Source organism: Alkalihalobacillus trypoxylicola, from assembly GCF_001590785.1.
GTDB classification, from domain to species: domain Bacteria; phylum Bacillota; class Bacilli; order Bacillales; family Bacillaceae_D; genus Alkalihalobacillus; species Alkalihalobacillus trypoxylicola.
Genome location: NZ_LTAO01000037.1, coordinates 147317 through 168515, shown reverse-complemented (window position 1 = coordinate 168515; position 21199 = coordinate 147317). Strand labels below are relative to the sequence as shown.

At 34.7% G+C, this 21199-nt stretch carries 17 protein-coding genes; all 17 read left to right on the top strand.

Going from position 1 to position 21199, the window contains the following annotated elements:
• Positions 1 to 49 precede the first annotated feature (49 nt).
• Positions 50 to 1363, top strand: a complete 1314-nt coding sequence (locus AZF04_RS18310) for a polysaccharide biosynthesis protein (RefSeq protein WP_061950007.1) — start codon at positions 50 to 52, stop codon at positions 1361 to 1363.
• Positions 1364 to 1710: 347 nt separating this feature from the next.
• Positions 1711 to 2814 carry a sensor histidine kinase gene (locus AZF04_RS18305; protein WP_061950006.1) on the top strand — a complete coding sequence of 368 codons (1104 nt, stop codon included), beginning with the start codon at positions 1711 to 1713 and terminating at the stop codon, positions 2812 to 2814.
• Positions 2815 to 2831: 17 nt separating this feature from the next.
• On the top strand, positions 2832 to 3479 hold the full coding sequence (locus AZF04_RS18300) for a response regulator (protein ID WP_061950005.1): 648 nt from the start codon (positions 2832 to 2834) through the stop codon (positions 3477 to 3479).
• A gap of 509 nt (positions 3480 to 3988) precedes the next feature.
• Complete coding sequence (locus AZF04_RS18295; RefSeq protein ID WP_061950004.1) at positions 3989 to 4696, top strand: response regulator transcription factor; 708 nt, start codon at positions 3989 to 3991, stop codon at positions 4694 to 4696.
• On the top strand, positions 4693 to 6156 hold the full coding sequence (locus AZF04_RS18290) for a sensor histidine kinase (protein ID WP_061950003.1): 1464 nt from the start codon (positions 4693 to 4695) through the stop codon (positions 6154 to 6156). The genes AZF04_RS18295 and AZF04_RS18290 overlap by 4 nt, the downstream gene beginning before the upstream one ends.
• Positions 6156 to 7220 carry a LolA-like protein gene (locus AZF04_RS18285; RefSeq protein ID WP_061950002.1) on the top strand — a complete coding sequence of 355 codons (1065 nt, stop codon included), beginning with the start codon at positions 6156 to 6158 and terminating at the stop codon, positions 7218 to 7220. The genes AZF04_RS18290 and AZF04_RS18285 overlap by 1 nt, the downstream gene beginning before the upstream one ends.
• 20 nt (positions 7221 to 7240) lie before the next feature.
• A complete protein-coding gene (locus AZF04_RS18280) occupies positions 7241 to 8953 on the top strand; it encodes a M56 family metallopeptidase (RefSeq protein ID WP_061950001.1) in 1713 nt (570 codons plus the stop codon).
• 39 nt (positions 8954 to 8992) lie between these two features.
• On the top strand, positions 8993 to 9400 hold the full coding sequence (locus AZF04_RS18275; RefSeq protein ID WP_061950000.1) for a hypothetical protein: 408 nt from the start codon (positions 8993 to 8995) through the stop codon (positions 9398 to 9400).
• 136 nt (positions 9401 to 9536) lie between these two features.
• Entirely contained in the window at positions 9537 to 10469 is a 933-nt protein-coding gene (locus tag AZF04_RS18270) for an ABC transporter ATP-binding protein (protein ID WP_061949999.1), read from the top strand.
• Positions 10470 to 10480: 11 nt separating this feature from the next.
• The gene (locus AZF04_RS18265; protein WP_061949998.1) at positions 10481 to 11722 is read left to right on the top strand and encodes an ABC transporter permease; all 1242 of its coding nucleotides are present in this window, start codon (positions 10481 to 10483) and stop codon (positions 11720 to 11722) included.
• On the top strand, positions 11719 to 12780 hold the full coding sequence (locus AZF04_RS18260; protein ID WP_061949997.1) for an ABC transporter permease: 1062 nt from the start codon (positions 11719 to 11721) through the stop codon (positions 12778 to 12780). The genes AZF04_RS18265 and AZF04_RS18260 overlap by 4 nt, the downstream gene beginning before the upstream one ends.
• A 93-nt stretch (positions 12781 to 12873) precedes the next feature.
• Positions 12874 to 14238: an aspartate aminotransferase family protein gene (locus tag AZF04_RS18255; protein WP_061949996.1), complete on the top strand. Its 1365-nt coding sequence runs from the start codon at positions 12874 to 12876 to the stop codon at positions 14236 to 14238.
• 254 nt (positions 14239 to 14492) lie between these two features.
• On the top strand, positions 14493 to 15908 hold the full coding sequence (gene treP, locus AZF04_RS18250) for a PTS system trehalose-specific EIIBC component (RefSeq protein ID WP_045477848.1): 1416 nt from the start codon (positions 14493 to 14495) through the stop codon (positions 15906 to 15908).
• Positions 15909 to 16013: 105 nt separating this feature from the next.
• The gene (gene treC / locus AZF04_RS18245) at positions 16014 to 17687 is read left to right on the top strand and encodes an alpha,alpha-phosphotrehalase (RefSeq protein WP_061949995.1); all 1674 of its coding nucleotides are present in this window, start codon (positions 16014 to 16016) and stop codon (positions 17685 to 17687) included.
• A 15-nt stretch (positions 17688 to 17702) separates the two neighbouring features.
• The gene (gene treR, locus AZF04_RS18240; RefSeq protein ID WP_061949994.1) at positions 17703 to 18419 is read left to right on the top strand and encodes a trehalose operon repressor; all 717 of its coding nucleotides are present in this window, start codon (positions 17703 to 17705) and stop codon (positions 18417 to 18419) included.
• Positions 18420 to 18903: 484 nt separating this feature from the next.
• Positions 18904 to 20169: a coiled-coil domain-containing protein gene (locus tag AZF04_RS18235; RefSeq protein ID WP_061949993.1), complete on the top strand. Its 1266-nt coding sequence runs from the start codon at positions 18904 to 18906 to the stop codon at positions 20167 to 20169.
• A 260-nt stretch (positions 20170 to 20429) separates the two neighbouring features.
• The gene (locus AZF04_RS18230) at positions 20430 to 20915 is read left to right on the top strand and encodes a glutathione peroxidase (RefSeq protein WP_045477838.1); all 486 of its coding nucleotides are present in this window, start codon (positions 20430 to 20432) and stop codon (positions 20913 to 20915) included.
• The last annotated feature ends 284 nt before the right edge of the window (positions 20916 to 21199 follow it).

Genomic DNA, 21199 nt, shown 5'->3' with positions numbered 1-21199 from the left:
CCCCTTGTCTCATATAGTGAAGTAACAGACATAGACAAGGAGAGAAATTATGAAGCGATTTGTCAAAGGTGCAATACTGTTAATGATAGCTGCTTTTATTGGAGAATGTTTAGAATTTATTATTAATATAGTACTTGCCAAAGAATTAGGCGAAGAAGGTTTAGGACTATACATGTCGATTTTGCCGACCATTGTATTTTTTGTTGTGATTGCAAGCCTTGAATTACCCGTCTCCATTTCTAAGTTTATCGCAGAGAAGGAATCGATTTTTCATTACAGCATGTTGACCCACACGATACGCTTTGCCAGTTTATGTACTTTAGTATTTATGGCTTTGGCTCTTGCTGTTTTGCCACTTCTCAGTATTTTAGATCATTATCATCCAATGGTAAAAGTATTATTAATTATACTAATACCAATTGTTTCCTTTAGCTCGGTGGCAAGAGGTTATTTTATGGGTGCTCAAAAAATGACCAAGATAGCCTTTGCTAATCTCATCCGTCGAGTTGTTCAGCTACTATTTTTAGTGGTTATGTTTGGACTGTTCAAATTTGATTTACAGACTTCTATATTAATTGGTTTATCAGCAGTTATCGTATGTGAAATGATTGTACTTGCCTATTTAATCCTCGCTTTTGTTGGACAAATGAAAGGTATGAAGAAAGAACCAAGAGCTGAAATCTCTTCAAAGAAAGTACGTAAATCATTACTAGAAGTTTCATTACCAACAACAGGACTTCGCATTTTCCATGCCGCTACTTTTGCCATTAAACCTTTTTTAATAAAAGAGGCACTTATTAGAGCGGGTGTTTTGGATTCAATGGCAGTCATTCAATATGGTAAGCTCGCGGGTGTAGCTTTTACGATCGGTTTTTTTCCTGCCTTTATCGCTCATTCCTTATTAATCGTTTTAATTCCTACCGTTTCAGAGGCTTATAGTAAAGGTGACCGCTATCAGTTACACAATCTTTTAAGGAAAGTATTAATGTTTACCATGGTTTATGGAATTCCAGTCGTAGCTATTTTTTATTTGTTTTCCTCACAATTAACGACCTTATTCTTTGAGGATTCACCTGCAGCCGGTTATCTTCAATTATTGATTCCTTACTTTTTATCCCATTATTTTATTATTCCCATGCAAGCTTATCTAATTGGTCTTGGGCTTGTAAAGGATGCTTTTATTCATTCGGTCATCACAACCATTCTTTCCTTTTTAATGATGTTCTTCCTTGGCTCGATGCCACAACTACAGATGGATGGAATTATATTAGGAATGAATATGAGTGGTGTATTATTAATGATGCTGCATTATGCAACCATTTGTAAGAAACTTGAGATCGGCTGGCTTTTAAGAAGTAGATAAATTAGCTTAATAATATACGGGCAATAAAGAATCCCAAATATCTTTCTGAAAATGGTAAAATAAAATAAATATCGTTGCTTGAGTGAATTTCATCATTACTTTATAAGTGAATAAAACCCAATATGTCTTGAATGTTTGAGAATGAACTTGTTGATTGTAACGGTGGTTGTGACTCCCAAAGGATGAGCGCCGTTTGAAGATCCACTCTGACGACAAGCCCTTGGGAAAGCATCTACCTAAAGTGAAAATCAAACACCTAATTGGTCGGTTTTCATTATAAGATATGAATGATGAAATGAATTCGATTGTTATAAAAAAATTGAATTTTGAATTTATTGAGGTAAAATATGCAAGCCATTTTTTTAGGATGTATCGTTATATTATTTATATTATTTGAGAAGGGTACGTTGGTTGCTGAACCGCTATTTTGGCTGTGGGTAGGAGTTATGCTTACAGGCTTTAGTGTCGTTCAAATCTTGAAAAAGCCTCAAATTCTTCTGTTATCATTAGCTATTTTGACAGCTGGCTTTCAGCTTGTTTTATTATCTGAAAATCTATTTAGTTTTAGCTTCATTTATTTATTACTGCTTTTTTTTAATAAAACCTTCTCGGAATCGTTTAGACAACTTGTTAGTATCATGATCGTATCGCTCATTCCAATTTTAATGAATTTAAATTGGATGTTTTTAGTTGTCCACGTATTGATGCTACTTTTTCTATTTTATTCTTTTTGGAAAAGTGATCAAGAAAGAGAGAAAAGAATATCCTTGGAGGATGAATACAATCAACTTCTTCTTTCACATAGAAAGCTGAAAAGACAATTTCAAAATCAAGAAATTGATACAAGGGCTTCAGAGCGCACAAGAATTGCCCGAGATATACATGATACAGTTGGACATCAATTAACCGCTTTAACGATGCAGCTTGAAATGTTAAAAATAAAAAATGAGAAGAGTTTTTTAGAAGACAGCGATTTGGAGCAAGCAAAAAATTTAGCAACAGATAGCTTAGAAAAAATGCGCTCTTCAGTTCATGCTTTACAAAATGAAAATATTCAGGGATTTGGATCTGTTCTACAATTAATTCGTCGCCTAGAGGCTGAGAGTCATGTTCGAGTTGATTTGACGACACGGTCAGGGGTGCTTTCTGCTGCTTTATCTACTGAGCATATGATCGTCATCTATCGAATTGTACAAGAAGGACTAACGAATGCAATGAGGCATGGTCAATCAAGAGAAGTAGAAATCATTTTTGAAATCATTGGTGAACGAGGCTTTTCACTAACTATGAAAAATAAGCATTATACGAAGGATAAAGAGTATCAGATGGGTTTTGGTTTATCACAATTGCAACAGCGAGTCAAAATGTTAAAAGGCAGATTTACTGTAGAAAAAACAGATGACTGTTTTGTTCTAGCCGCTTTTTTCCCCATTCAAAAAGAGGAATATTAGTGCTAAGGAGTTTACATATGAAGAAAATTTTACTGGTTGAAGACCAGATGCTGGTTCGACAAGGTTTAAAGATGATGATTGAGTATACAGAAGAAAATGTGATTATTGCAGAAGCGGAAAATGGAAAAGAAGCCCTTTTATTATATGAAAGCCATCATGTGGATTTAGTAGTGATGGATATTAGAATGCCAGAGATGGATGGATTAGAAGCAACTAGAAGGTTAAAGAAATTAGACCCTAACGTTAAAATATTAATCCTAACTACCTTTGCGGATGATGAATACGCCTTAGAGGCTCTTAAGCTTGGTGCGGTTGGGTATTTGTTAAAGGACGCTGACCGCTATCGATTGCTCTATTCTATAAAAAAAGCTATAGAGGGGGGCTTAGCCTTAGATGAACAAGTTGCTGCAAAGGTAGTCCCAACTTTATTAAGTCAGGAACAGAAAGCTTTACCCAAACCTGACAACCTTTCGGAAAGAGAGCTTTCGATTATACGATTAATTGGGAATGGCAAAAATAATCAAGAAATTTCAGAAGAACTGTACTTGTCCACTGGGACCGTGAAAAACCATATTAGTCAAATTTTAATGAAATTACATTTACGAGATCGAACACAAATAGCGATTTTTGCCCTCAAGCATCAATTGACTAGCTCTGACAAATAAAGGTGAAAAATAAGAAAACCACAAAGAAGTGCTACGTTATTACAACGAAAGCCTTCTTCCTTTTTTTATTCCTCAAACAAGTTCTCTACACTTGATTTTATAATCCCATTCTTTGTTTTTCATGATTTATATATTTGAGTCATTTCATCATTGTTTTATAAATGAACGTAGCCGAACCTCTAATATAAAAATTCACTCGTAGATTGTAACGGTAGGTAGTGATTCTCAAAGGATGAGCGCCGTGTGAAGATCCACTCTGACGAAGCTCTGCGCCGTCGGAGTTAGCTGAAGACAAGCCCTTGGGAAAGCATCTACCTAAAGTGAAAATCAAAACCTAATCGATCGGTTTTCATTAAAAGATAGGAATGATGGAATGGATTCATTAAAAAAAAGATTACATTTATTTTTGCCTGGTTGTTGTTTAGTTTAGTAAAAGTAAAGAATTTATTAAAAGATTAAACCCCAAAAAGAAACGAGGTAAAATGGTATTAGTATTAGGAGGGAAAAGGATGTCGAACGCCACGATTTTACTTGTTGAAGATGATCCGGAAATTGCTCGGATTATATGTGACCATTTACGAAAAAATAACTTTCAGATTACTTGGGCAACTACGGGACATGAGGGTTTAGAGGATTTTAAAAAAGATGATTACGATTTAGCACTAATTGATTTGATGCTACCAGAACTTGATGGAATTACCTTGATTCGCTCGCTTCGAAATGTTTCTGATATTCCCTTATTAATTATCAGTGCAAAGGCCGAAGAACAAGAAAAAATAGAAGGCTTAAAGGTTGGAGCGGATGATTATATTACGAAGCCTTTTAGTTTAGATGAGTTATTAGCTCGGATCGACTCTCAATTGCGGCGTTTTAGACGGTATCAAAATAAAGAAGTACAGATACTTACTACTGAATATGTAGGTGGATTAAAAGTTGATTTTGAGAATGAGCTGGTCTATCTAAAAAGCTCTAGAATTAGTCTAACAGCCAAAGAGAAGGGGATATTCTTTTTACTTGCTAAAAATCCTTTTAAAACTTTTTCAAAAAGTGAAATTTATGAGCAGGTATGGTTTGAACAAGAGCTAGATGGTGGAAAAACGGTTACCGTCCATTTAAAAAGTCTAAGAACGAAATTAAAGGAAACTTCGCGAGCACCTAAATTTATCGAAACAGAATGGGGTATTGGTTACCAATTCATTGGAGTCGAAAAGCGATGAAGCTGAAAAATTATTTAATGTTCAGCTATTTTATTGTGATGCTTCTTCCTTTATTAGCTCTCTACTTTATTTACACAAGTTCACAGTATTACTGGCAGGAGAAAAATAGCCAGATTGAAAGTGAGGTTCTTCAAGAAGTGGAAGAATTTCAAAAGGTCATTGAAGACCCTAAATGGTTTACATTAAATCCAGATTTGTCCTATGAACCTCTTCATGATTTTATAGATGCGGATGTCGTTTTATCTGTTTATCGCTCAGATGGCCTTATTCTTTACCAGTCCCATCAAAGTGGAATGAAATCCTATTATCAATTCAGTAATGATCCCAATCTTTATCGAAAAATCGGCGAGCTCCAATCTAATACTAGAGGCTTTCAATATAAGGATATCGCTATAGTCAAAGGTGAAGTGCTAGGAGTTTATGAGATGAACATTCTTCATTCGGGCTGGAGTGAAGTATATCAGAGAAATAGTTCCTTTTACGTTGTTTTGTTTATGTTGATTTTTATTGGGATTTATTTATCGGTGCTATACCTTCTACACAAAAGGTTAAATGCTCCATTAAGCCAATTAGAGCTGGAAATGAATTTCTTTGCAAAAGGGAAAAATATTCAATCAGCTCCCCTTAAAGCGGCAAAAGAAATTACACAATTACAAAAGCATTTTAATGAAATGAAGAAGGAAATTACACAGCAACAAGAATTGGTAAAGCATGAGCAAAGAGAGAAAGAGTGGATGGTGAGCTCGTTATCCCATGACTTGAAAACTCCATTGACAGTGGTTAGGTCCTATTCTGAAGCTCTTTGGAAAGAAAATTATTTAACAGAGCTTGAAAAGGAAGAATATAAAGAAATTGTCATTAAAAAGCTTCATTATATGCAACAGCTCATTAATGATTTGTCGATTTATTCTTCTATCCAATCAACCAATTACCAAACAGAATTAGTAGAAGTTGATGGAGAAGAGTTTTTCGAAATGCTTTTGCAAGGCTATGAAGAGTTAGCACAAAATCAAAACATTCAAATCAACACGAGTATTGAAACGAAAAAATTGTATCGTCTTGATCCGAAACAAATGATTCGAATCATGGACAACCTTGTTGAAAATGGTGTCAGACATACTCTTGCGGGACAAAATCTATCTTTAGCTGCTATTTCATCAGAGCATCAGCTACCAGATTGGGTTTTTAAACCTTTTACTGAAAAAATGGAACAATTCCGTGAAAATGATACGGTTATACTGGTGCAAAATCAAGGATCCTTTATTCCATCCGATCAAATTCATTTAGTATTGAAGCCTTTTTATCAAATCGATCAGGCGAGAACTAAAGGGTCTTCTGGACTTGGACTAAGTATCGCAAAATTATTAATAGAAAAACAAAACGGCGATTTACAGTTATATTCGGACAAGAATTACGGAACCTTAATTGCTTGTCGTATCCCAGAAAGAGAGGAAAAGTGATGATGAAAAAAATATTATTTTTATTTAGTATGTTATTGCTCCTATTAGTGGGCTGTCAGGCACAAGCTGCTACTACACCGGAGGAGATTATTCATAACCTAGTATCAGATAGTACAACCTTTCAATCTTATTATGGAGTATCACGCCTTACGGAACATTACGATGACTTGACGATCGAAACGATTATGGAAGAAAAAGTGGCAGGGCCCGATTTAAGATATGTAGAAAGTACTGATGTTACAACTGGTTATAAAGCCTATTCTATGTATAAAGATAAAATCTTAACCTTTTATTCAGAAGAGCTGGAGGAAGCCTTTCAAACAGAAGGAGAATTGCCTGGCCTTGACCTGTCTAATCAGCTTGATTTTATCATAGATTTTCTTTCAACTTTTACTGAAGAAGAAGTAGAGCTTGAAGTGGTTGGGGAAGAGGAGATAGTAGGGAGAATGACTGATCAATTACAAATAAAGAATTTAGGTACAAACTCTTTGTTTGATGAGATGGTATTGTGGGTCGACCAAGAAATGAATATGATTTTGAAATTTTATAGTAAAACTGGCGAAATGGTTAGCACCACTGAATATGAAGAGCTACAATTGGAACCTTCCTTCGATGAAGATGACTTTTTTATCCCGATTCCCGAGCATATGGTGATTGAGGATTTAGAGGAGGGGTTTAAACCAGAGAGTATTACTTTAGATGAGGCAAAGGAATTTCTCGGTAAGGATTTTCTATTATTAAGTGAAGAGCTTGTAACATTAAGTGATATAGAAATAAGTCAATTTGAAGAGTTAGTAGATATTTCGTTTATTTATAGTAGAGACTCTATTGCCTATATTAGCCTATTTGTTAACCCAATAGACAATGAAGAGAAAGAGGAGGAATTTGATTATTTTCCGGGAGCAGAGCAGATCATCTTTCGAGATACGAAGGCCTATGTAATACCAGAATTGAATTGGATAATGTGGGAAGAAGGAGACTTTAGCTATACTTTAATGTCTGATAATCCTACGATAGAAATTGAAGAATTGTTAGAATTTGAAAATCAATTTATATCTTATTAATTATAGAAAGAGGATATGTAATGCTACCAAGTGCACCCATGCTACTTTTTTATATGCTTCTAACAATTGTTGTTGTAATAGTAGAAGCAGTTGTGAGGCAGAAAAATGAAAAAGCGGGAAATGTTTTTCTGACGATTAGTATACTTGCCTTTTTAGCTTTTATTTATATCGATTTAGGAATTCCTGATTTATTTATTCCATTTTCTATTGCAGCCGTCACTTATTCAAGTTTATCTACGATTATTGAGGGCAGAAGAAGGGCTAATAAAAGAAAGAGAGAACTAGAGACTCTATCCTATGAAGAATGGTCCTTTCCAGTAAATTATCGGAAATTCACTTATGAATCGCTATTAACTCTGATTGTATTAAGCGGTGCGATAGCTTTTTATATCTGGGGACCAGAGACTAGTGTGCTAAAATTCCTTTCTTTATTATTTATTATTCATAGTTTAATAGAAACATTTAAATCCTTTTTCATCGCTTCTTCGACACAATTTTATTGGACAGATACTCATGAGTTTTTTATTATTTCTACATTTGATTCCAGAAAATATCCTTTAGTAGAATTAGAGGCTATTTCAAAGTATAGTGGCGTTGACTTATTACGAATTCATCCCCTCTTTACCATCTTTACAAAGGGAACTGATTTTATTACTGGGAGCGGTACCGTCATTCGCTTAGATTTCCCAGGAGAATCTCTATACGTCAATAACAAGTATGTAGAGAAGTTCCAAGAGTTTTTACCGAAATTTGGTGAAGAAAGTCTCATCACAAACAAAGTGATGCCGCTTTTTCACCCTTCTAATTTGAAGCGGTTGGCAGGTAAGCTTTACTTTGCAGCAGCTATAAAGGGAATTTCTCTTTATATCGGAATATTTCTAGGTTTATATTTGATAGAAGCTCATTATTTAATCATTACTTTTACGATTATTATCGTTTGGTTCATCAATATGTACTTCTCCGACGTTATTTTAAAAATAGCGACCGATGCTAGTGAGGTAAAAAATCAAAACGTTCTAAATGCTGCCCATCAAATATTTGAACGCTTAAATTTACCACATATAACGTTATATGAGACCGATACGAAAGATTATAATGGGTTTGCAGCTGGGATGGGTATCGGACGTTCAATGATAACGCTAACCTCTGAAACGTTAAAATTGCCAACTGATGCAATCGTCGGAATTCTCGCTCATGAGGCTATCCATGTAAAGAAAAGAGATGTTTTGTTTAGTCAATTACTCCGTATCCCTTATATATTACTGATAGTGGCCATTATGTATCCAATACTAGAGTATACAAATTGGTCAGAGGAATATCCTATTATGATGTTTATTGGAATATTTTTGATTATTTGGTTGTTTCCGGTGTATCAATCATTTTATTCACAATGGATGGAGGTTCGAGCCGATCGATTAGCTAGTATGACTATTCCTGGTGGACATAAGCAAATGGCAGAAAGTCTTGAAACACTTGGTAAGGCTCAAGATGAAGCAATAGAGCAATCTTTATTGTATGTAGAGGAGACAGATGAGGAAAAAAATAAAAAGGAAAAAGAGCCATTCCCTTCTTTGGAGCGCTCAGGCTGGTTATTTCGATTTTTAGAATTTCAATTTATGCTCCATCCTCCTCTTTACTGGCGGATATTAGTTTTACAAAAAAATCAATCGTTAAAATCTAGTTTAAAAGAATGGATGGCAGACCGCTTTAAAGAATCGGTGCGAATTAAATAGAGGCTGGTTTAATTAGTTTATGGAAATGGGGGGAGAGAGTTGGAATATATTTTCAATCAGGATGTAACCATTATTCTGTACTGTATCTTAATTTTTTGGATAAGGGTAGGTTATATTATGGATTACCGTAATATAAAGGAAGGCCTTCAATCCATAGAGAGTGAGGAAGAAATTGAGGTTAATACGAAGAGCTTCACAGTAACGATACTGAGTCTTTCCTTTTCTATACTTACAAGCTGGATTCTTTATATATTAGCTTATATTTTATACGAGCATGTGTGGATTTTATATGTGCTAGGGCTTGTAGTCGTAGTAGATCTTTATCACTCTATTCATAATAAAAGCTTTGTAAACCTAAGGCGTTCAAAGCTACCCCTATATAGAGCTGTTTCCGATGTTGCTTTTACCATATTCTTTCTATCCTATTATTTGCTTACTCATTTTTAGAATATAAAAAGGTTGTTTCAAAAAAATGACTAAAGTCATATTGAAATTGAATTTTAATGACTTCTTATAGTGTATGCGCTGCTTAAAATCCTTTATGATAAGTGAAGTTAAGAATGATCGGAGGGAGTAGTAGCATATGCTTGAAGTCATTGATTTAAAAAAGGATTATAAAAAAACTAAAGCGATTAAAAATATGAATCTTTTTCTAGAAAAAGGAGAATCGATTGGACTTTTAGGACCAAACGGAGCGGGGAAATCGACAGCGATTTCCATTATTTCATCCCTTCTAAAACCAACAGGTGGAGAAGTCCGGTTATTTGGAGAAAATGTGGTTAAAAACCCTAAACCTCTTAGAAAAATAGTCGGTGTCGTTCCACAGGATATCGCTCTTTATGCAGAGCTTTCTGCATTAGATAATTTAATGTTTTTCGGTAAGCTATACAAAATTCAGCAGCAGGTCCTGATCAAACGAGTGGATGAAGTTTTAAAATTAGTTGGCTTAACAGATAGGAAAAAAGAACAGGTTAAAGCCTTTTCAGGTGGAATGAAAAGACGGTTAAATATTGCTGTTGCCTTATTACATCAGCCTGAGTTACTTATTATGGATGAGCCAACCGTCGGAATTGATCCTCAATCAAGAAATTATATTTTAGAGTTAGTCCGAAAGCTTCAGCGTGAAGAAAATATGACGGTCATATATACGAGTCATTATATGGAAGAAGTTGAATTAGTATGTGACCGTGTTTATATTATGGACCATGGTGATTTAATTGCATCAGGTACCATTTCTGAATTAAAAGCTCTCTTATCTACAGAACAGACAATTGAAATGAAGCTTATGAAACCTAATGCTAAACTATTCAACCGGTTAGAACAAATATCACCTTTACAGGTTACTCAATTATCGGAAGTAGATTATAAAATAATTGCTCCAAAGGCTAATCATTATTTTGAATTTTTAAGTGGTGAAGCCTCTCAGGTAGGAGCGCGTATTCAGGCTCTTGAAATCAAGTCTCCAACTCTTGAAGATGTTTTTCTTCATTTAACTGGAAGAAAATTGAGAGATTAGGGGGCTGAACAATGTTATTAGGACTAATTAAAAAAGATCTGAAATTGTTTTTATATGATCGGATCGAGCTGCTCATTTTAATTGCCATGCCGTTATTACTCATTACAATACTAGGTTTTTCATTAGGTAACTTCCAATTTAATAAAAATTTAGACCTGACAATAGCCTATATAGAAGAGGAAACATTAGAAGACGCCTTAGTAGAATATGAGTATTTGTTAATGAAGAAAGGTTTAGAAGAGCAGGATATCCAGACAATCATGGAGGCCGCAAGCTCCTTCACTATTCCTGAAATGATTCAAAATGTATTAGAGAAACATTTTGAAGGGGTTACTTTTGAGAAGGTAGATCTTGTAGAAGATAAAGAGGCATATAATGGGGTTGTATTAATAGAAGAAGGTTATCGTCAAGAAACATGGAATTCTATTCTTTTTCACGAAGGAGATATTCCGGTTTTATCAATATCTATAAATGAGCAAAATGCTTTTGAATTAGAAGTGGTCAAAGGAATTTTTGAAGGGATAATGGAGGAAATCAATTTAGCCTTCAGTGAAAGGACAGATGCCGTAAATGAGGCGGCGAACTCTCGTTTTGTCAATGAGGGTGAACATCTCAAAGAAGAGATCGTATTAAGTGAAAGATTAATCTCATCTTTTGATTATTATTCTGTAGGAATGGCCGTTATGTTTGTTTTATATGGATCAGCTTTTATTTCTAATTATACATTAGCTGAGAAACGCTCTCACATATTATCACGGCTAATGATAACGAATGTTCCAATGTATCTTTATATTTCTACAAAGTGGCTGTCAAGCAGCATCATCTCTTTTCTACAATTAAGTCTAGTCTTTATTTTTTGTTATTTAGCTTATGATGTAGTGTGGGATAATATATGGTTCTTTCTTTTAGTAACAGCGTGCCTATGCCTGATGATTGGTGGGATCACTAGTGTGTTATCAATGGCAAGCTTTGTGGCAAATTCCTATCAATTAACGAATTTGTTCAATTCATTTTTTGTCGCTATTCTTGCTATATTTGGTGGTAGCTTCGGTTCTTTATATAGTTTTTCACCAGTGATTGCTGAATTGGGGCGTTTTACACCGAATGGAGCAGCTATGAATGGATACTTTCTAGCGATGACTGGTGGCGATTTTACGGATTTTTATCATTTAGTATTTCTCACATCCGTTTTCTGTTTTGGGTGTATCGTATTGACCTATTTTATATTCAAGAATAGGGGGGATGCTAAATGAGGTCGATTTTATGGGGAGAGTGGCGTCAGCTTCTCAAAAAACCTTTTTCAGTCATTGGTATGATCGTTTTAACGATTGTATTTGCCATCATTATTGGCTTTTCAGGGCAATCAACTCATCAAACCATTCCGGTTTATTCGGAGAGCTTGTCAGAATCAGAATTAATTGAGGAGCTTAAGAGCTTGAATGAAAGTAAGATGTTTCATTATAGTCATCTTGATCGTTCTGCAATTGAGGCAGGCTTGACGAATCAAAGCTATGAAATGGCTATTGAATTAGGTGAAAAGCGTTATAAACTTTTTGTTTCCAGAGAATCGAAGTTTCAAGGGCTATTAGAAAGAGAACTAACCTCCTATTTTGTAAACAAACAACCTAACGAACAGTCTTCTAACAATCTTTTTGAGGTGTCGTTTAGTTCTTATTCAAATGAAGAAGTTAGAAATTATGATCATTCTTTACATTCCTTATTTGGTTTTAGTTTATTTTTTGTCTTTTATACCGTTATGTTTTCTGTGCAATCGATATTAGAGCAAAGAGAGTCAGGGGTTTGGGACCGAATTATTTTATCTCCTACGACCAAATCAAGTCTTTTCTTAGGTCATTTACTTTTCAGCTTCATATTGGGTTATGGCCAATTAATGATTATTTATTGTATTTTTTATTATGGATTTCAACTGGAGTTTTATGGTGGATTTTATCATCTACTCATTGCTGTTATTCCGTATCTCTTAGCAACGGTTTCTTTAGGGGTATTACTAAGTGGACTCGTTTCAAATTCGAAGCAATTAAATGGAGTTATTCCAATTGTTTCGGTTAGTATGGCCATGCTAGGTGGTGCTTATTGGCCTTTGGACATCGTAACTTCCGACATCTTGTTATTTATATCAAACTTTATTCCAATGACCTATGGAGTAGAGATACTAAAAGGAGCTACCATTTATGATTGGTCCTTCCATGAATTTCTTTTACCGATTTCAATCCTTTTTGGTATGAGTGCTCTTTTTATGGGGGTAGGATTAAATTTAATGGAGCGCCGGGCAAAAATCACAAGGGGGTAGCTCTCGGTCTTAAAAAATGTACATTACATGAAAGTCTTTTTCGCCTCATAAAATGAAAGAAAGGAATTTCTTTTTAAATATGGAGGTGAAACAATGGCAGAACATCATGACGATTTATTAGAAAAGGATCGAGAATATGTATGGCATTCAATGAAACCGTATCATCCTGAAAGAACGATCATTGTCAAAAGGGCTGAGGGAGTATGGATAACAGACTCCAAAAATCGGAAGTATTTAGATGCTATGTCGGGGCTTTGGTGCGTGAATATTGGATACGGGAGAAAAGAACTAGCAGAAGTAGCCAAAAAGCAAATGGAAGAGTTAGCTTACTTTCCATTAACCCAAAGTCATTCACCTGCTATCGAACTTGCGGAAAAATTAAATAATATGCTGGATGGTCAATATGTCATTTTCTTTTCTAACAGTGGTTCTGAGGCTAACGAGACAGCAATTAAAATTGCGAGACAATATTATCATCAAATTGGTCAATCAACAAGGTATAAAATTCTCTCCCGCTATCGCTCTTATCATGGAAATACGTTAGCAACTTTGGCAGCAACAGGCCAAGCAGAAAGAAAGTATAAGTTTGAACCTCTTGCAACAGGCTTTATTCATGTAATGCCGCCAGATTTATATCGACATCCTCTTCAAGAAACGATTAATCCTCGTGAACGGAGAGAAACGAAGGCGATCGAAGAGGCCATTACTTGGGAAATGAAGGAAACTGTAGCTGCGGTTATCATGGAGCCTATTATTTCAGGAGGAGGTATATTACTTCCTCCTGAAGATTATTTAAAAGCAGTTGAAGAAATTTGCCGTGAAAACGGAGTCTTACTCATATTAGATGAAGTGATTTGTGGATTTGGTCGTACTGGTAAACCATTCGGCTTTATGAATTATGGAATTCAGCCTGATATCATAACGATGGCTAAAGGGATCACGAGTGGTTATTTACCTTTAGCGGCTACAGCTGTGAAAAAGGAAATTTATGACCAATTCAAAGGAGGCGAGTTGTATGATTATTTTCGTCATATTACAACCTTTGGGGGACATCCAGCATCCTGTGCTGTAGCACTCGAAAATTTGAACATATTAGAGCAAGAAAAGCTTTACCAACGTTCTCACAAATCTGGAAAACAAATTTTGCAAATATTAAAGCAGCGGCTACTTCATACCCCTTATGTTGGTCATATAAGAGGAAAGGGGTTATTAATTGGTATTGAGCTTGTAAGTGATAAAAAATTAAAAACACCTTTAGATGTGCCCTATGTGAATGAAGTCATTTCTTATTGCTTTGAGAAAGGATTAATTATTGGGAAAAATGGTGCAACCGTAGCGGGCTTTAATAATGTTTTAACATTAGCACCACCTTTAACGATATCAGAACAGGAAATCCAATTTTTACTAGAAATCTTAGTCCAATCCATTGATCGATTAGAGAATTTAATTAAATCTTAATTCACACTTTAACAATGAATGAAGAATAGATGCGCAAATTACTAAAAAGTAAAGAGCATCTATTTTTTTATGGCTTTAATTCTATTAAAACGAAAAAAAGTGTTTGAAGTTGTTTCAAAAAGGAAAAAATAACTATAGCGATTGACTTATTTGTATATACAAGTTAAAATTTCATTGTTCCATCTTGTATATACAAGTTAGAGTTGAGTTTTTGCTAAGAAAGTGTTTTAAACGCCAAATAGGGAGGAAAAAAAATGAGCGATCCAAAACAAGCGGCTAAATTGATTTTAGAAGCAGTAGGTGGACAAGATAATATTGAATCAGCTACTCATTGTGTGACGAGGCTTCGTTTTGTTTTGAAGGATGACGATAAAGCAAACAAAGAAGAGCTTGAACAAATCGATGTGGTCAAAGGTACTTTTTCAACCGATGGGCAGTTTCAAGTTATCATTGGGCCTGGGCTTGTAGACAAAGTCTATAAAGAGCTTGTAGCTGAAACGGGAATAGAAGAATCTAGTAAAGAAGAAGTGAAGGATCAAGCTTCAAAGAAAATGAATCCGCTTAAAAAAGGGATTAAAACATTAGCAGATATCTTTATTCCAATCTTACCTGCAATTGTTACGGCGGGTTTATTATTAGGTATTAATAATATTTTAACGGCTGAAGGTATTTTTTGGGATGATGCATCCATAGTAAGTGTTTATACACAGTGGGCAGATTTTGCGGAAATTATTAATTTAATTGCGGTTACAGCCTTTGACTTTTTACCTGCATTGATTGGTTGGTCTGCTGTTAAACGATTTGGTGGCAATCCATTATTAGGTATTGTTCTTGGTCTTATACTCGTCCATCCAAATCTGTTAAATGCTTGGGCTTATGGAGATGCGTTAGAAGCAGGAGAAGTTCCGTACTGGAATTTATTTGGGCTTGAAATAGCTCAGATTGGTTATCAAGGACAGGTCCTAACAACGTTAGTAACCGCCTTTATTCTAGCGAAAATTGAAATACTTTTGAAAAAGAAAATACCACAATCAATTCATTTATTAACGGTAGCACCTATTGCATTATTAGTAACAGGCTTTTTAGCTTTTATAGTCATTGGACCTGTAACATTTGCAATTGGTAATGGTATTACAGATGTTTTCATTTGGATTTTTGAAAATGTAGCAGCTGTAGGTGGACTTTTATATGGTCTAATCTATGCTCCGCTCGTTATTACAGGTATGCACCATACGTTCTTAGCTGTGGACTTGCAGTTAATTGGTTCAACAAACGGAACGTTCTTATGGCCGATTTTGGTTATGTCCAATATTGCACAAGGATCTGCCGCTTTAGCGATGATGTTCTTAATCAAAGATGAGAAAATCAAAGGTTTATCTGGAACATCCGCGGTTACAGCCTATTTAGGTGTTACCGAACCAGCATTATTTGGTATTAACTTACGCTATCGCTTTCCTTTTGTTTGCGCGATTATTAGTTCAGCGATTGCGGGGGCATTCATTACCTTTAATCAGGTAACCGCATTTTCAATTGGTGTAGGTGGCTTACCAGGGATCTTTTCAATCCCTGCAGAGCAATGGTTCGTATTTGCTATTGGAATGTTAATCTCTTTAATTCTTCCATTCGTTTTAACATTTTTATATGGAAAGACCCAAAAATCTTTATCATAAATTCAATAGATAAACAACACAAGAAAATAATCATAGGCTACGCTCTAAAGCGCAGCCTATTTCCTTTCATAAATAGAACAAATATATTGTAGGGAGTGACAATAAATGAAGGAATGGTGGAGACGTTCAGCCGTTTATCAAATTTATCCAAAAAGCTTTAATGATACAACGGGAAATGGTGTTGGTGATATACAAGGTATTATAGAGAAGCTTGATTATATAAAAGAATTAGGAGTCGATGTAATTTGGTTAACCCCAATCTATACTTCTCCTCAAAATGATAATGGCTATGATATTGCAGATTATTATCATATACATGAAGATTATGGAACGATGGAGGATTTTGAACAACTGTTAAATGAGGTTCATCAGCGGGACATGAAACTAATCATGGATTTAGTTGTTAATCATACTTCAACGGAGCATAAATGGTTTCAAGAGGCAAAAAAATCGAAAGAAAATCCATATCGAGACTTTTATATATGGAAAGACCCGATTAATGAAGAGGAGCCAAATAATTGGCAATCGAAATTCGGTGGAACCGTCTGGAAGTGGGATCCTGATACGAAGCAGTATTTCCTCCATTTATTCGATACCACTCAAGCTGATTTGAATTGGGAAAACGAAACAATGCGTCAACATGTGTATGATATGATGCATTTTTGGTTTAATAAAGGAATTGATGGGTTTCGTTTAGATGTGATTAATTTAATATCGAAGGACCAAGACTTTCCAAATGAAACAGATCCCAAAAAAGATGGTAGACGTTTTTATACCGATGGACCTAGAGTTCATGAATTTTTGCAAGAGATGAACGAAAGAGTTTTATCTAAGTACAAAAACATTACCGTTGGTGAAATGTCATCGACCTCGATTGAGAATTGCGTTAAATATTCAAATCCAGAGCGAAATGAATTGAATATGACCTTTAATTTTCATCACTTAAAGGTAGATTATCCAAACGGGGAGAAGTGGGCAATTGCACCCTTTGATTTTATAGCTTTAAAAGATATATTATCAACCTGGCAGGTAGAAATGAATAAGGGGGGCGGATGGAATGCACTATTTTGGTGTAACCATGACCAACCTAGAGTCGTAAGTAGATATGGAGACGACAAGAAATTTAGAATAGAATCATCCAAAATGCTAGCGACAGTTGTTCACATGATGCAGGGAACACCCTATATATATCAAGGTGAAGAGTTCGGAATGACGAATCCTTATTTTGAAAAAATTGATCAGTATCGTGATGTGGAAACATTAAACGCATATCATACATTAAAGAATGAAGGTAAAGATGAGAGTGAAGTTATGGCTATTATTCAAGAGAAATCTAGAGATAATTCCAGAACCCCTATGCAATGGAATTCCAAAAAAAATGGTGGTTTTACGGAAGGAGAGCCATGGATAGGGTTAGCTAAAAATTATCAAGGTATTAATGCTGAGTTAGCTCTTGCAAATCAGAACTCTATCTTTTATCATTATCAAAAATTAATTACATTAAGAAAACAATATGATATTATCACTTATGGTGATTATCAATTATTAAATAAAGAGGACCCACAAATTTTTTCATATGTTCGTACTCATTTAAATGAAAAACTACTTGTGATAAATAATTTTTATGGTGAAAACGGAACGTTTACAGTGCCAAAAGATTTACAAAATCATGAATCACAGTTGTTGTTAAGTAATTATGAAAATACATCTGAGTTAACATCTGAAATTGATTTACGTCCATTTGAATCGTTAGTTATTCTACTAAAAAGTAAAAGATAGGATGGTGTCAAAGAAGTGAGCCAGAATAAATATCAGCTAATATATGATCGAATTATTTCAGATATCCAAAAAGGTAATTACAAGCAGCATGATTATTTACCCTCTGAGCATGAATTAGTTGAATATTTTCAGGCTTCTAGAGAAACCATTCGTAAAGCTTTGAAGCTATTATCTGAACACGGATTTATTCAAAAAATCCAAGGTAAGGGTTCATTAATCCTAGATTCTAGTAAATTAGATTTTCCGATTACGGGGCTAGTTAGCTTTAAGGAACTAGCCTCTAAGCTCGGAAAAGAATCAAAAACAAAGGTTATCACATTAAATGAACAACCATTAATCCATCCATTAATAGGTAAAAATGATTCTCCTAATGAGAAAAATTGGGAAATTATTAGAGTGAGAGAAATTGACGGAGAACAAATCATTCTTGATAAAGATTATCTTCTGAAGAAATTTGTTCCCAGCTTAACAGAAGGGATTTGCGAACATTCTATTTATGAATACATAGAAAATCAATTGGGGTTAACGATTAGTTTTGCCAAAAAAGAAATTACGGTTGAACCTGCAACAGTTGAGGATCGAGAGTTTCTCGATTTGAAGCATTTTGAACTAATGGTTGTCGTAAAAAGTCATGTTTACTTAGAAGATGCTAGTTTGTTTCAATATACCGAATCTAGACATAGACCGGATAAGTTTAGGTTTGTTGATTTTGCAAGGAGATTAAATAGATAGTTTTCCCTTAGCAACTTTGTGATTATTTGAAAAGGGATCAGACATAATTCGCTAACTTGCTGAAGTGAACGTCTCATTTCGACAGAAATATTTCAAATTTCGCTAATCATTAAGTTACAATTCTAATTCCTTTTGTAACATTACTGTAATATAACGAAAGCAAGGGAGTGCAGAAACTATATCTTATTTCCTATGAAACAATGTAATAATTACCGTAAATATAGGGTTTTATCTTTATGTTGTTTTAAATATGCCTATTTTTTTCAATAAAAAGAACTATTAACACATTACAAAATGCCGGAATTTTGTAATGTATGTAATGTAATTGTAATACTAATAACATCTCACTGTCATTTTTTGATGATATACTTCAAATCGTGAAAGACAATTAATATATTCATAGGATTTTGTCGGTTTTATACATATGAATGTTTTTAAGAGTTAAATAGAGAAGAAGTAACAATTTACGAAGGTAGGGGAATATATGCGTAAGCAGAAGCAATTAATTTTGAGTACAGCGGTAATTCTCGGTTTATCTAGTGTGGTGTTTGCTCCATCAGTCTTTGCCAATACTGATTTAGACCGAATTCAAGAGGAACGTAGTAGTATACAGACACAGATTTCTAAACAAAATGTAGAATTAACAGCTCTTGAAAAAGAAATCACTCAAATTAATGAACAAATCGCTCGTGTAGAGCAAGCTATTGTAGATAACCAAAAAAAGATTGATGAAGCAGAAGCAAACATTGAAGAAGCAGAAGCTGAAATTGCTCAATTTGAGGAAGAAATAGCTGCATTACAAGAACAGATTGAAGCTCGTTACGAACTATTAAAACAACGTGCAGTATCCTATCATCAAAACGGTTCGGATTCTAATTACTTAGAAGTGGTTTTAGGCTCAACAAGCTTTAGTAACTTTATTGATCGTGTAGTTGCCGTAACAGCAATTGCAGAAGCTGACAATGCGATTATTGAAAGCCTCGAAGAAGATACGAAAAAGCTTGAAGAATTACAAGCGTCAGTTGAAGAGAAATTAGAAGAATTACAAGAAACTAAAGTTGAATTAGACGGAATGCAACATCATATATTAGAGCAACAAGAACAAAATGAAACATTAAAAGCTGAATTGAAAGAAAAAGAACAAACAGCTAAAAATGAGAAAAATAACCTACAAGCTAAAGATAGTGAGTTAGAATCAGAAGCAGCGGCAATTGAAGCTCGTCAACGCGAAGAAGCTGCAGCAGCTGCAGCAAATACTGTAGAGGATCGTTCTGATAGTGTTTCTTTAACAGCAGGTTCTTCATCACCATCATCTAATACAGCATCGCAATCATCAACGCCTGCACCAAAAGCGACAGGTAATGGAAATATTCAAACTGCCATAAATGCTGGGAATAAGTACATCGGAAATTCAGTATATGTATTCGGTGGCGGACGTTCTGCATCTGATATTGCAGCCGGTCGTTTTGATTGCTCTGGATTCGTAGCTTGGGCTATGGGACAAGCTGGATATAGTGTACCAGCAAGTACAGATGGTTTACGTTATGCTGGGAAGCAAATTGCATCAGGTGACAGACAGCCAGGAGATCTTGTTTTCTTTAACACATATAAAACAGACGGTCATGTTGGAATCTATTTAGGAAATAATAAATTTATTGGTGCTCAAAGCTCAACTGGGGTAGCTATTGCAGATATGGGTAGTGGATATTGGGCAGACAAATATAATGGACGAGTTGTACGAGTTCATTAATATTAATAATGATTAATCGATAGACTTACTTCTTTATTAGAAGTAGGTCTATTTTATTTATTCCCCTTTCAAAGAAAAATAAACAGGTTTATTGCTTGAAAATGAATAGAATCATAAAGTACAAGGTAAAAGAGCTTTACTATCACTTTTGTATAATAAGATTAATAGTAAGTAAAAGTATAGATTACTCGTATTCCCTCTCTCTTACTAGTATAATGTAAGTAAGAATCTTACGAATGATTTAAGAGGAGGAAGATAGTATGACAACCGTTTACGACTTTTCTGTAAAAAAACCAAATGGTGAGAATGTAGAACTAAAAGATTATGAAGGTAAAGTATTATTGATAGTTAATACAGCAACAAAATGTGGACTTGCTCCTCAATTTCAAGGCTTAGAAAAACTATATCAAACATACAAAGAACAGGATTTTGTTGTATTAGGCTTCCCATGCAATCAATTTATGAATCAAGAGCCAGTCACTGATGAGAACATGCAAGAGGCGTGTCAATTAAATTTTGGTGTCACCTTTCCCCTTTTTGCGAAAATCAAAGTGAACGGATCTGAAGCTGACCCTTTGTTTAAGCATTTAAAAAAGGAACAAAAAGGTATGTTGAGCTCTGAGGTTAAGTGGAACTTCACAAAGTTCTTAGTGAATCGTAATGGAGAAGTAGTCGATAGATATTCTCCACAAACAGAGCCAGAGAAGATAGAAAAAGATATTGAGAAATGGTTACAAAATTCCTAATCGTCTTATTGAGTTAAACCTTTATAAACGGGATTTTAACGGAACTGCTTCTTTGGCGGTTCCGTTTGAATTCATGTAATTTCAACAGTGCTTATTCCCTTCCTCTAACACATAAGTCATACCTCAAAAATAACGTTTACTTCCTATTGAGTTCCATAAATAAATAGTCATGAGTCTATTCATGTTTTGTTCTTGCTACTGTTAGCTATTTTTATTAATTATGAGTCATGTTGATGCTTTTGAATAAATGTTTTGAAATAAAAAAATAGATACTAAATGGGGTG

Excerpts from the sequence above, each read along its gene's own strand:
- AZF04_RS18255 (WP_061949996.1), top strand. The coding sequence starts at position 12,874 with ATGGCAGAACATCATGACGATTTATTAGAAAAGGATCGAGAATATGTA.
- treP (WP_045477848.1), top strand. The coding sequence starts at position 14,493 with ATGAGCGATCCAAAACAAGCGGCTAAATTGATTTTAGAAGCAGTAGGT.
- AZF04_RS18295 (WP_061950004.1), top strand. The coding sequence starts at position 3,989 with ATGTCGAACGCCACGATTTTACTTGTTGAAGATGATCCGGAAATTGCT.
- AZF04_RS18285 (WP_061950002.1), top strand. The coding sequence starts at position 6,156 with ATGATGAAAAAAATATTATTTTTATTTAGTATGTTATTGCTCCTATTA.
- AZF04_RS18310 (WP_061950007.1), top strand. The coding sequence starts at position 50 with ATGAAGCGATTTGTCAAAGGTGCAATACTGTTAATGATAGCTGCTTTT.
- AZF04_RS18280 (WP_061950001.1), top strand. The coding sequence starts at position 7,241 with ATGCTACCAAGTGCACCCATGCTACTTTTTTATATGCTTCTAACAATT.
- AZF04_RS18230 (WP_045477838.1), top strand. The coding sequence starts at position 20,430 with ATGACAACCGTTTACGACTTTTCTGTAAAAAAACCAAATGGTGAGAAT.
- AZF04_RS18290 (WP_061950003.1), top strand. The coding sequence starts at position 4,693 with ATGAAGCTGAAAAATTATTTAATGTTCAGCTATTTTATTGTGATGCTT.
- treC (WP_061949995.1), top strand. The coding sequence starts at position 16,014 with ATGAAGGAATGGTGGAGACGTTCAGCCGTTTATCAAATTTATCCAAAA.
- AZF04_RS18305 (WP_061950006.1), top strand. The coding sequence starts at position 1,711 with ATGCAAGCCATTTTTTTAGGATGTATCGTTATATTATTTATATTATTT.
- AZF04_RS18300 (WP_061950005.1), top strand. The coding sequence starts at position 2,832 with ATGAAGAAAATTTTACTGGTTGAAGACCAGATGCTGGTTCGACAAGGT.
- AZF04_RS18260 (WP_061949997.1), top strand. The coding sequence starts at position 11,719 with ATGAGGTCGATTTTATGGGGAGAGTGGCGTCAGCTTCTCAAAAAACCT.
- AZF04_RS18270 (WP_061949999.1), top strand. The coding sequence starts at position 9,537 with ATGCTTGAAGTCATTGATTTAAAAAAGGATTATAAAAAAACTAAAGCG.
- AZF04_RS18235 (WP_061949993.1), top strand. The coding sequence starts at position 18,904 with ATGCGTAAGCAGAAGCAATTAATTTTGAGTACAGCGGTAATTCTCGGT.
- AZF04_RS18265 (WP_061949998.1), top strand. The coding sequence starts at position 10,481 with ATGTTATTAGGACTAATTAAAAAAGATCTGAAATTGTTTTTATATGAT.